This is a genomic window from Bradyrhizobium sp. Ken01, assembly GCF_055807355.1.
Map to the genome: position 1 here is coordinate 36,683 of NZ_JBVVPC010000008.1, position 12,303 is coordinate 48,985.

The 12,303-nt window shown below is 65.5% G+C and carries 9 protein-coding genes; all 9 read left to right on the forward strand.

Going from position 1 to position 12,303, the window contains the following annotated elements; translation table 11 throughout:
- The first annotated feature begins 81 nt into the window (after positions 1-81).
- The 9 genes from ftsW to lpxC all read left to right on the forward strand — a co-directional run bounded on the left by ftsW (position 82) and on the right by lpxC (position 12,107).
- On the forward strand, positions 82-1,233 hold the full coding sequence (ftsW, locus tag AC0L3S_RS10705; RefSeq protein WP_473250435.1) for a putative lipid II flippase FtsW: 1,152 nt from the start codon (positions 82-84) through the stop codon (positions 1,231-1,233).
- Between the two features lie 183 nt (positions 1,234-1,416).
- Positions 1,417-2,517 (forward strand): undecaprenyldiphospho-muramoylpentapeptide beta-N-acetylglucosaminyltransferase, encoded by a 1,101-nt coding sequence (gene murG / locus AC0L3S_RS10710; RefSeq protein ID WP_473279024.1) that lies wholly within the window; start codon positions 1,417-1,419, stop codon positions 2,515-2,517.
- Positions 2,518-2,654: 137 nt separating this feature from the next.
- Positions 2,655-4,058: a UDP-N-acetylmuramate--L-alanine ligase gene (gene murC / locus AC0L3S_RS10715; protein WP_473279025.1), complete on the forward strand. Its 1,404-nt coding sequence runs from the start codon at positions 2,655-2,657 to the stop codon at positions 4,056-4,058.
- Between the two features lie 193 nt (positions 4,059-4,251).
- On the forward strand, positions 4,252-5,172 hold the full coding sequence (gene murB, locus AC0L3S_RS10720; protein WP_473279026.1) for a UDP-N-acetylmuramate dehydrogenase: 921 nt from the start codon (positions 4,252-4,254) through the stop codon (positions 5,170-5,172).
- Between the two features lie 22 nt (positions 5,173-5,194).
- Positions 5,195-6,181: a D-alanine--D-alanine ligase family protein gene (locus AC0L3S_RS10725; RefSeq protein ID WP_473279027.1), complete on the forward strand. Its 987-nt coding sequence runs from the start codon at positions 5,195-5,197 to the stop codon at positions 6,179-6,181.
- 350 nt (positions 6,182-6,531) lie between these two features.
- Complete coding sequence (locus AC0L3S_RS10730; protein WP_473279028.1) at positions 6,532-7,572, forward strand: cell division protein FtsQ/DivIB; 1,041 nt, start codon at positions 6,532-6,534, stop codon at positions 7,570-7,572.
- Positions 7,569-8,891, forward strand: a complete 1,323-nt coding sequence (gene ftsA, locus AC0L3S_RS10735) for a cell division protein FtsA (protein WP_007613530.1) — start codon at positions 7,569-7,571, stop codon at positions 8,889-8,891. Before AC0L3S_RS10730 ends, ftsA begins: the two co-directional genes overlap by 4 nt.
- Positions 8,892-8,978: 87 nt before the next feature.
- A complete protein-coding gene (gene ftsZ, locus AC0L3S_RS10740) occupies positions 8,979-10,784 on the forward strand; it encodes a cell division protein FtsZ (RefSeq protein WP_473262922.1) in 1,806 nt (601 codons plus the stop codon).
- Positions 10,785-11,144: 360 nt separating this feature from the next.
- Positions 11,145-12,107 carry a UDP-3-O-acyl-N-acetylglucosamine deacetylase gene (gene lpxC, locus AC0L3S_RS10745; RefSeq protein WP_473262921.1) on the forward strand — a complete coding sequence of 321 codons (963 nt, stop codon included), beginning with the start codon at positions 11,145-11,147 and terminating at the stop codon, positions 12,105-12,107.
- The last annotated feature ends 196 nt before the right edge of the window (positions 12,108-12,303 follow it).

Genomic DNA, 12,303 nt, shown 5'->3' on the forward strand with positions numbered 1-12,303 from the left:
TCCAATCATCCGCGTTTCCTTAACCCCCCGGTAACCAACCTCGGCGACCAATGGACCGACCTCTGTCCGAAAGCGGCCGCCATGCTCTCCCGTGAAGAACGCACCCCCTTTTCCGAGTGGTGGTGGACCGTCGACAAGCCGCTGATGGGTGCCATCCTGGCGCTGATGCTGACGGGCGTGATCCTGTCGCTGGCGGCGAGCCCGCCGGTTGCGACCCGCATCGGGCTCGATCCCTTCCACTTCTTCAGCCGCCACGTGCTGTTCCTGCTGCCGTCCTGCATCGTGCTGCTCGGGGTGTCCTTCCTGTCGCCGCGGGCGATCCGTCGCTCGGCGCTGATCATCTTCGCGGCCAGCATCATCCTGATCGTGTTGACGCTCGCGATCGGTCCCGAGGTGAAGGGCTCGCGGCGCTGGATCACGCTGATCGGCGTCAACATCCAGGCCTCCGAAATCGCAAAGCCGTCGTTCGTCGTCATCGCCGCCTGGCTGTTTGCCGAGTCCACCAAGCGGCCGGAGATGCCGGCGACCTCGATGGCGCTCGCGCTGCTCCTGATGCTGGTCTCGCTTCTCGTCATGGAGCCCGATTTCGGCCAGACCATGCTGATCCTGATGGTGTGGGGCTCGTTGTTCTTCATCGCGGGCATGCGGATGATCTGGGTGTTCGGGCTCGCCGGCCTCGGCGCTGCCGGACTGTTCAGCGCCTATCTTTTTGTTCCCCACGTCGCCGGCCGCATCAAGCGCTTCATGAATCCGGCTTCGGGCGACACCTTCCAGGTCGATACCGCCATGGAGGCCTTTTACAATGGCGGCTGGTTCGGGCTTGGACCGGGCGAGGGCATTGCCAAGCGCAGCCTGCCGGACAGCCACACCGACTTCGTGTTCGCGGTTGCCGCCGAAGAGTTCGGCATCATCCTGTGCCTCGCGATGCTGGCACTGTTTGCCTTCGTCGTCATCCGCACGCTGTCGCGCGCCTATGCCAATGAGGACATGTTCTCGCGCTTTGCGGCCTCGGGTCTTGCGATCCTGTTTGGCGTGCAGGCTGCGATCAACATGTCGGTCAATCTCCAGCTCATCCCGGCCAAGGGCATGACGCTGCCCTTCATCTCCTATGGCGGCTCCTCGATCGTGTCGCTGGCCTATGGTGTCGGCATGATGCTCGCGCTGACGCGGCTGCGCCCGCGCACCGAAGTCGAGGCGAGCGGCCACGCCGAGGCGATGCGCAGTTACGCGTGATTGCGTGTCCCGGACAAGCGCAGCGAAGCGGAGCGCAGAGCCGGGTCCCAGAATGTCGCAGCAATGGGCCCCGGTTCAGCAGCGCACCACGCCGCGAGGGGCGGCGCGTTGCACTGCGCCCGGGGCACGAGCATTGTGTGGGCGGCTCGCAATGACGGGGGAGACACTGTAAAACTCCTCCCCATGGACACCTCCCCCCTGATTCTTCTCGCCGCGGGTGGCACCGGCGGCCATCTGTTTCCGGCCGAGGCGCTCGGCGTCGAGCTGATCCGGCGCGGCTTCCGCGTCCGCCTCGTCACCGACGAGCGCGCGCTGCGCTACAGCGGCCTGTTCACCAAGGACATGATCGACGTCGTCTCGAGCGAGACTGCGCGCGGCCGCAATCCGCTGCAGCTCGCCTATGCCGGCCTGACGCTCGCGGCCGGCACGCTGTCCGCCTACAGCCTGATCAAGCGATTGAAGCCGGTTGCCGTCGTCGGCTTTGGCGGCTATCCGACGCTGCCGCCGCTGGTCGCCGCAAAATTCGCGGGCGTGCCCGGCATCATCCATGACGCCAATGCGGTGCTCGGCCGCGCCAACCGGTTTCTGTCGAGCCGCGTCCGTGCCATCGCGACGTCGTTGCCTGGCGTGCTCGACCGCGATCCGGCGCTATCGGGCAAGACAACGACGGTCGGCACGCCGATGCGCCCCGCAATTCTCGCTGCAGCCGGCGTGCCATATGCTGCGCCTGAAGTGAACGGTCCGCTGCGCCTGCTCGTCGTCGGCGGCAGCCAGGGCGCGCGCATCATGGCCGATATCGTGCCGGGCGCGATCGAACGCCTCGAGCCCGCGCTGTGGAGCCGGCTCATCCTCACCCAGCAGGTGCGTGACGAGGACATGGCGCGCGTGCGCGCGGTCTACGACAGACTGAAGATCAAGGCCGAGCTTGCGCCGTTTTTCACCGATCTGCCGGCACGGCTCGCCTCCAACCATCTGGTGGTGTCGCGCTCAGGCGCCGGCACCGTGGCCGAACTCGCTGCGATCGGGCGGCCCTCGATCCTGGTGCCGCTCCCGGGCGCGATCGACCAGGACCAGTTCGCCAATGCCGGCGTGCTGGCCAAGGTCGACGGTGCGATCCGCATTCCGCAAACCGAGTTTTCCTCCGATCGCCTCGCCGCCGAGATCTCCGCCTTCGCCGCCGAGCCCGCGCGTCTTGCCGCCATGGCGCAGGCCGCCCGCGGCGCCGGCCGGCTCGACGCAGCGGAGCGGCTGGCCGATCTGGTGGCCAAAATCGCGGGAATCTGACGCGAAATCAGCCAGAATTCCTACTTTTGCCGTCATGGCCGGGCTTGTCCCGGCCATCCACGTCTTGCAAGAAGTGGTAAGGATTCGTGGATGCCCCGGACAAGCCCGGGCATGACGAGGGAACTGCGGGATACGCCATGAGACTGCCGCGCGAGATCGGACCCATCCACTTCGTCGGGATCGGCGGGATCGGCATGAGCGGCATCGCCGAGGTGTTGCTCAATCTCGGCTATTCCGTGCAGGGCTCGGACGCCTCCGACAATTACAATCTCGACCGTCTCCGCAAGAACGGCGCGAAGGTCTCGGTCGGCCACAAGGCGGAGAACGTCGACGGCGCCGAGGTCGTCGTGGTTTCTACCGCGATCAAGCGCGACAATCCGGAACTGACGGCGGCGCGCGAACGGCGGATCCCGGTGGTGCGCCGCGCCGAGATGTTGGCCGAGCTGATGCGGCTGAAGAGCTGCGTCGCCATCGCCGGCACGCACGGCAAGACCACCACGACCACGATGGTCGCGACGCTGCTCGACGCCGGCGGCCTCGATCCCACCGTGATAAACGGGGGCATCATCAACGCCTACGGCTCCAACGCGCGTCTCGGTGCGGGCGACTGGATGGTGGTCGAAGCCGACGAGAGCGACGGCACGTTCCTGAAGCTGCCGACCGAGGTCGCGATCGTCACCAATGTCGATCCCGAGCATCTCGATCACTTCAAGACATTCGAGGCGGTGCAGGACGCGTTCCGCCATTTCGTCGAGAACCTGCCGTTCTATGGCTTTGCCGTGATGTGCATCGATCATCCCGTGGTGCAGAATCTTGTCGGCAAGATCGAGGATCGGCGCATCATCACCTATGGCGAGAATCCGCAGGCCGATGTGCGCTTCGTCGACCTGGCCCCGATGGGCGGCGGATCGAAGTTCAAGGTTACGTTCCGCGACCGCAAGACGGGCGCCGTGCATGAGATCTCCGATCTCATGCTGCCGATGCCGGGACGGCACAATGCCTCCAACGCAACGGCCGCGATTGCGGTCGCGCGCGAGCTCGGCGTGTCGGACGAGGCGATCCGCAAGGCGATCGCCGGCTTCGGCGGCGTCAAGCGCCGCTTCACCAAGACCGGCGAGTGGAACGGTGTCACCGTGATCGACGATTACGGCCATCATCCGGTCGAGATCGCGGCGGTGCTGAAGGCGGCGCGGGAATCCACCAACGGCAAGGTCGTCGCCGTCGTGCAGCCGCATCGCTATACCCGCCTGCAGTCGCTGTTCGAGGAATTTTTAACCTGCTTCAACGATGCGGACGTGGTGATCGTCGCCGACGTCTACGCCGCAGGCGAGGCGCCGATCCAGGGGATCAATCGCGATAATCTTGTCGCCAACCTGCGCGCCCACGGCCACCGCGAGGTGATCCCGCTGCCGGCGGCCTCCGATCTCGCCGGCATCGTCAAGGGCGTGGCGAAGTCGGGCGATCTCGTCGTGTGCCTAGGGGCCGGCAACATCACGCAATGGGCGTATGCCTTGCCGGATGAATTGAAGGCGCTGGGGTAGGCGCTCTCATGAGAGTCTCACATATAGCAACAAGGCAAACTGCGCTCCCTCCCCCCTTGTGGGGGAGGGCGGGGGAGAGGGGTGGCCGCGAACTCCGATCTCGCTCGGGGCTACCCCCCTCCCTGACCCTCCCCCACAAGGGGGGAGGGAACGGAAGAAGTGTGCGCTCTTCACCTGCAGTGAGCGTGCTCGCATGAGCTTCCCCGACATCACACCCTCGCTCAAAGCCGCGATGCCCGATCTTCGCGGCCGATTGCTCGCAAATCAGTCGCTCGCCGAGCTCACCTGGTTTCGCGTCGGCGGTCCCGCGCAGGTGTTGTTCACGCCGGCGGACGAGGACGACCTCGCTTATTTCCTCGCGCATCTCGCAAGCGACATTCCCGTCTACGTCGTCGGCGTCGGCTCCAACCTGATCGTGCGCGACGGCGGCATTGCGGGCGTGGTGATCCGTCTGGTGCCGCGTGCCTTCGGCGAGGCGAGCGCGAGCGCCGATGTCGTCACCGCGGGCGCAGCCGCGCTCGACAAGCGCGTGGCGGAAGTCGCCGCGTCGGCCAATATCGGTGGGCTGGAATTCTACTTTGGCATTCCCGGCACGATCGGCGGCGCGCTGCGCATGAATGCGGGCGCCAATGGCGGCGAGACCAGGGACGTTTTGATCGAGGCGCGAGGCGTCGGTCGCGACGGCACCAAGCACGTCTTCTCCAATGCCGACATGAAGTTCGTCTACCGCAACAGCGGCGTCGATCCCTCCATCATCTTCACCTCCGCGCGTTTCCGCGGCGAGATCAGGGATGTCGAGGCGATCCGCGCGCGCATGGCGGAAGTGCAAACCCATCGCGAGACCGCGCAGCCGATCCGCGAAAAGACCGGCGGCTCGACCTTCAAGAATCCGCCCGGCCATTCCGCCTGGAAGCTGGTCGACGCCGCCGGCTGCCGCGGTTTGCGCGTCGGCGGTGCCGAAGTCTCCGAGATGCACTGCAATTTCCTGATCAACACGGGCAATGCCACCGCGCACGACATCGAAGCGCTGGGCGAGACCGTGCGTGAACGGGTGAAGACGAATTCCGGAATTGAGCTACACTGGGAAATCAAGCGGATCGGAATTCCCGGCTAATTTGGACAAGCGACGAGAGAACATGCGCATCACCATCCTCTTCGGCGGCTCCAACCGCGAACGTCTGGTTTCGGTCGCTTCAGCCCAGGCGCTGCATCAGACGCTGCCCGAGGCCGATCTCTGGTGGTGGGACATCGAGGACAAGGTGCATGTCGTGCAGTCGAAGCAACTGCTCGAACATGCCCGCCCGTTCGAGGACGAGTTCAAGCCGGGCACGTCGGGCATTCCGCTGGAGCAGGCGCTCGACCAGGCCAGGGCGGAGAACCGCGTGCTGGTGCTCGGCCTGCATGGCGGGCGTGCCGAGAACGGCGAATTGCAGGTGATGTGCGAGGCGCGCGGCGTGCCTTTCACCGGATCGGGCTCGGCCTCCTCGCACCTCGCGTTCGACAAGTTCGCGGCCAAGCATTTCGCCGCGCTCGGCGGCGTGACGCCGCCGGCCAACATTGCGCTGGACCAGATCGATGAGGCCTTCGCCGAATACGGCCGGCTGATCGCAAAGCCTGCGAGGGATGGCTCGAGCTACGGCCTGATCTTCGTCAACGCCAAGCAGGATCTCGTCGCCGTCCGCAATGCCGCGAAGCACGAAGAGTACGTGGTCGAGCCTTACATCGCCGGCGTCGAGGCGACCTGCGGCGTGCTGGAGCGGCCGGACGGCACGATCATCTCGCTGCCGCCGATCGAGATCATTCCCGGCGAGGGCAGTTTCGACTACGCGGCGAAATATCTTTTGAAGTCGACCCAGGAGATATGTCCCGGCCGTTTCGCGCCCGAACTCACCGCCGCACTGAAGCAGCAGGCGATGCTGGCGCACCGGGCGATGTCCTGTACCGGCTATTCCCGTTCGGATTTCATCGTCTCGGACAAGGGGCTGATCTATCTCGAAACCAACACGCTGCCCGGCCTGACCAAGTCCTCGCTCTACCCCAAGGCGCTGAAGGCCGAGGGCATCGCGTTCGTCGACTTCCTGCGCGGCCTGGTCGAGCTCGCTGTGGCCGGTGTGCGAAAATAATTAGGACTGGTTAACGGCCGAACTGGCGAAACGGCCGGTTTTGGAACCCAAAACCGGTAAAATGCCGGATATTGCGGCATAAATGCCTCACAGGCCTGGGCAAAAAGCTCACGTCGTTAACGAACTTTACCTTTTGTTTACCAGGACGTCCGAAGGTTAACGCTGGCGGCGCATATGACGCTTTGGCTGCCGGCGCGTGGACCGTTGCGGGTGTTGTCACCCCTAGCGAACGCTCTGAAGGGGAGAGGTTTTCTTCTGCTGAAGACCAGCACCCGGCCCGGCAAGTCCGAGACGTCATGTTCGCCAGGACCCGCGCGATGTCGCGGGCAAACTGTTGACGAGCTCGTGCAATGGATGGAGCAGGAAGCCTCACTCGGTCGCTTTTCAGATCGCTGAGGCCCCAAGCTGACCTGAAGGCGGCCGCTATCGGAGCGGTCGTGCTTCTGCGCGAGTGGATGCAGGACAAGCGTCTGGAACGAGTTCACGGCGCGCGTGCTGCAGCCGAGGAAAAGATTAAAACCAAAGCCCGGGCCAAAGCCGTCATCGAGCGCGAGCCGCCGCCGCGGCTGGTCGCGCTGGTCGAGCGCTATCTGCCGCGCCGGGTCGGGATCAGCATGACGGTGCTGCTCCTGATCGGAAGCTGCGGCTTCGGTATCGTCAAGGGCGGCCATCTCCAGGATTTCATCACGGCGGTCAACGACACCCGTAACGCGCTGGCCAATTCCGCCGGCTTCCGCATCACCTCCGTCGTGATCAACGGCCGCAAGCAGCTCAGCCAGGACGAGATCCTCGCGATCGGCGGCGTCAGCGGCCGATCCTCGCTGCTGTTCCTCGACGCCGACGCCGTGCGCGACAAGCTCAAGGCCAATCCCTGGATCGCGGATGCAACCGTGCTGAAGCTCTATCCGGGCCAGCTCATGATCGAGCTCACCGAGCGCAAGGCGTTCGCGCTGTGGCAGGAGGCCGGCCGGCTCTCCGTCATCGCCGATGACGGCGCCGTGCTCGAACCCTATGTCTCGCGCCGCTTCCTGTCGCTGCCGCTCGTGGTCGGCAAGGGTGCCGAGACGCAGGCCCGCGATTTCCTCGCTTTGCTGGCGCGCTATCCGCAGGTTAATTCCATCACCAAGGCCGCGATCTTCGTCGGTGAGCGGCGCTGGAACCTGAGGCTCAAGGACGGCCTCGACATCCGCCTGCCCGAGCAGGACGTCGGCAACGCGCTTGCGATGCTGTCCAGGCTCGACAAGGAGGACAGGCTGTTCTCCCGCGACATCGTCGCGGTCGACCTGCGCCTGCCGGATCGGCTGGTGGTGCAGCTGTCCGAGGACGCCGCCAAGGCGCGCGACGATTTGTTCAAGGACAAGAAGAAGAAAAAGGCCGGGGACGCTGCATGACCGGTCTTGATCGCACCCAGACACCGAAGACACGCCCGATGCCGCACAAGCGCGGCGGCCTCGTCGCCTGCCTCGACATCGGCACCAGCAAGATCGCCTGCATGATCGCGCGGCTGAAGCCGTCGGCGCCGAGCGAAGCCCTACGCGACCGGACCCATGCGGTGGAGCTGATCGGCTACAGCCAGATCCAGTCCCGCGGCATGAAAGCCGGCGCCGTGATCGATCTCGGCGAATGCGAGCAGGCGGTGCGACAGGCCGTCGGGCTCGCGGAGAAAATGGCCAAGGTGCGGGTCGAGTCCGTGCTGCTGTCGGTCTCCGGCGGCCGGCTTTCCGGTCAGCTGGTCGAAGCTGCGGCCGACATCCGCGGCGGCGCCGTGACGCCGGCCGATGTCAGCCGCGTCACCTCCACCGGCATGCGCCACGCCACCGGGGAAGGCCGCACCGTGCTGCACGCGCTGCCGGTCGGCTACACGCTCGACGGCGTCAAGGGCATCCGTGATCCCCGCGGCATGGTCGCGCATCAGTTCGGCATCGACATGAACGTCGTCACCTGCGACGCCACCGTGGCGCGGAATCTGATGCTGGCGGTCGAACGCTGCCACATCAACGTCGAAGCCATGGCGGCAAGCCCCTATGTGGCGGGTCTGTCGGTACTGACCGACGACGAGGCCGATCTCGGCGCTGCCGTGGTCGAAATGGGCGCGGGCACCACCACGATCGCGGTCTTTTCCGGCGGCCGCTTCGTGCATGCCGCGGGTTTTGCGGTCGGCGGGCAACACATCACGATGGATCTGGCACGCGGACTCTCCGCGACCATTGCCGATGCCGAGCGAATCAAGACGTTATATGGGACCGTCATCACCGGCGGATCGGACTCGCGTGAGCTGATGTCTGTACCGACGGCCGGTGACGAGCAGGATCTGCCGCAGATCGTCTCCCGCGCTACCATCGCCAACATCGTCAAGCATCGTGCCGAGGAAGTCTTCGAAATGGTTCGGGACAAGCTGAAGGATTCGCCCTTCGCCTCGGAGCCCAACGGCCGTGTCGTGCTCTCGGGCGGGGCCTCGCAGCTCACCGGTCTCGTTGAGCTCGGAACGCAGATTCTCGGCCGGCCCGTGCGGGTCGGACGTCCGCTCGGTTTCGGCCGGCTGCCCAACGAGGCGAAGAACGCCGCCTTCGCGGTGCCGGCCGGACTGCTCGTCTACCCGCAATATGTTCACCACGAACATGTCGAACCGCGGCATACGCGGCAGCAGGTCAGGACGGGGACCGGCGGGTATTTCGGAAAGGTCGGACGATGGCTACGCGAGGGCTTCTGATGACTCCTTCCCGCAATATTCGATTTTCACCAACTCCCGCGGCCGCCGGCCGGGGCGAACCCACGCGCGCGTGATCGAGAGGCAAACATGACCATCAGCATCAATGTTCCTGATATTCACGAACTGAAGCCCCGCATCACCGTGTTCGGCGTCGGCGGCGCCGGTGGTAACGCCGTCAACAACATGATCACGGCGGGCCTTCAGGGCGTCGACTTCGTGGTCGCCAACACCGACGCGCAGGCGCTGACGATGTCGAAGGCGCAGCGCATCGTGCAGATGGGTACGGCCGCCACGCAAGGGTTGGGCGCAGGTTCGCAGCCGGTCGTCGGCGCGGCCGCAGCCGAAGAAGTTATGGACGAGCTCCGCGACCATCTCTCGGGCGCCAACATGGTGTTCGTCACCGCCGGCATGGGCGGCGGCACCGGCACCGGTGCAGCTCCCGTGATCGCCAAGATCGCGCGCGAGATGGGCATCCTCACCGTCGGCGTCGTGACCAAGCCGTTCCACTTCGAGGGCGGCCGCCGCATGCGCACCGCGGAAGCGGGCATCAACGAGCTGCACAAGGTCGTCGATACGCTGCTGATCATCCCGAACCAGAACCTGTTCCGGGTCGCCAACGAGAAGACCACCTTCGCCGACGCCTTCGCGATGGCCGACCAGGTGCTCTATTCGGGCGTTGCCTGCATCACCGACCTGATGGTCAAGGAAGGCCTGATCAATCTCGACTTCGCCGACGTCCGCGCCGTCATGCGCGAGATGGGCAAGGCGATGATGGGCACGGGCGAGGCCTCCGGCGACAAGCGCGCGCTGACCGCCGCCGAAGCCGCGATCGCCAACCCGCTGATCGACGACAGCTCGATGAAGGGCGCCAAGGGCCTCCTGATCTCCATCACCGGCGGCAAGGATCTCACCTTGTTCGAGGTCGACGAAGCTGCGACCCGCATCCGCGAGGAAGTCGACCAGGACGCCAACATCATCGTCGGCGCCACCTTCGACGAAGCCCTCGACGGCCTGATCCGCGTCTCGGTCGTCGCCACCGGCATCGAACAGGCCGCGATCGCCCGCAACAGTCAGGCGACCAGCGCTCCCGTCGCGAATCCTGCTCCGCAGGCGCAGCAGGCTCCCGCTGCTCCGGCCGCGGCTGCCGAGAGCCGTCTTGCCGATTTGACCGCGCGGCTGCGCGCCGACAATCAGCGCATGGCCGAGCGCGCCCAGAAGTTCGAAGCGCAGACCCCGGCCGCAGGATCGGGCCAGTTTGCTGCCGCTCCCGCGACTCCGCGTCCGAACGTGGAGCGCGCTGCGCTTGCCGCCATCGCCGCCGCCGTTGCGGACGTTCCGCAGGCTCCCGCGCCGATGCAGACCTATGGCGACGTCACCGTGCGCCCGATCGCGCAGAAGCCCACGCTGTTCCCGGAGCCCGAGCAGGCGCCGATGGCCATGCACGAGCCGATGACGCCGGAAACCTTCATCCCGCCGCAGGCCGAGCGTGCGCCGGTTCGCACACCGCGGATGCCGCGAATCGAGGAACTTCCGATGCCAGCCCAGGCCGAGCTTCGCCAGGCCCGCGGCGAGGTCGAGGAGGAGACCCCGCAGAAGACCCGGCTGTCGCTGCTGCAGCGCCTCGCCAATGTCGGCCTCGGCCGTCGTGACGAGGAGAGCGAGGCGCCGATCGCTGCCCGCACCGCCGGTCCCGCGATGCCGCCGCTGCCCGATCGCCGCCCCCAGAAGACCGTGGCGCAGCAAATCGCTTCCGCCGAGCCGGTGTCCGAGTATGCCCGTCGTCCCGCGCCGCAGGGCCTGGACATGCATGGCCGTCCCGCGCCTGTTGCCCCAGCGCCACAGGGAGACGACCATCTTGATATCCCGGCCTTCCTGCGGCGGCAGGCGACCTGAGGATTGTTACAATAAGGCAGACGAAAAAGGTCCCGGCGGGAAGCTTGCCGGGACCTTTTCTTTTGCCCCGTGCAGATCCGGATTGCGTAGCCAACCAACTGATTTTAAATAATTAATTACATATTCGATGGTTCAGTAAAACTACCGAAAACGGCCCCGAACTCTGCTCCAATTTGGTTAAGCCTTGGCGCGAATACGGCGGGTTTGGGGTAACAATCGGTAAAAAAGCGTGAGTTGGCGCTGTTTGAGGCAGTGACTATGGTTTGCCGTGACTTGGGGATACGGATTCGGAAGCGAGCGGTCTCAGCCGCTCAGTCGAGTTCAGTATAAGTCGCGGTGGTCGTAGTGGGGCGGTTCCTGATGAAATTTAGCCGGCAAACAACGCTTCGTGCGCAAGCCAGTGTGGCAGGCGTCGGCGTTCATTCCGGTCTTCCCGTCACGCTCACGCTTGGACCCGCGCCTGTCGACGCGGGCTTTGTTTTTATCCGCACCGGGCTTGAGGGAAGCGACCGCGAGGTTCAGGCCACCGCCGAGCAGGTGATCGCGACCGATTTCGCCACCGTCCTTGGTGATCGCGACGGTCCGCTGGTTTCCACCGCCGAGCATGTGCTTGCTGCACTGCGGGGCATGGGCGTCGACAACGCCATCATCGAGATCGACGGGCCGGAAGTGCCGATCATGGACGGCAGCGCCGCGGCCTTCGTTGCGGCGATCGACCAGGCCGGCATCGTGACCCAGCCGGCACAGCGCCGCTTCATTCAGGTTTTGAAGCCGATCTCGGTCAAGATCGGCGACTCCTTCGGCGAGATCAGGCCCTATGCCGACGGGTTCCGCGCCGAGGTCGAGATTAACTTCACCAATCCTGTCATAGGCCAGCAGAGCTACGCCTTCGACCTCAACCCGGAGCGTTTCCGCCGCGAAGTCGGCCGGGCCCGGACTTTCGGTCTGATGTGCGACGTTGCGCGGCTCTGGAGCGCCGGCTATGCGCTCGGCGCCTCCTTCGACAATACCGTCGTGTTCGACGAGGAGCGGCTGCTCAACACCGAAGGCCTGCGCTACGCCGACGAATGCGCCCGCCATAAGGTGCTGGACGTGATTGGCGACCTCGCGCTGGCCGGTCTGCCGCTGCTCGGCGCCTACCGCTCGGTACGTGGCGGCCACAAGCTCAACCACGCCGTCCTGACCGCGCTGCTCGCCGACCGCACCGCCTGGCGGGTGGTCGAGGGCGAGGCAGCCCGCCGCACCACGCGTCCGGTGGCCGAAACCGGTCGCGGCATCGTCGGTGGCCGGATCGCCGCGGTCTACGGGCCCGACGTTTCCTGAAGCGATACCTTCCCGAAGAGAGACGTTTCCTGAAAGAGAGACGGGTCCTGAAGAGACCCGTTGCGATGGCCGTTCGGCGGCGGCTTTCCCCGCGAAACTCCTGGTAACGATGATCGGCTAGGATTGCGGCGCGTTCGCCTTAATCCGGGCGGAATGCCTGCCTATCCGGTTGGTTGAAGATCGTTTTTCGGTTACA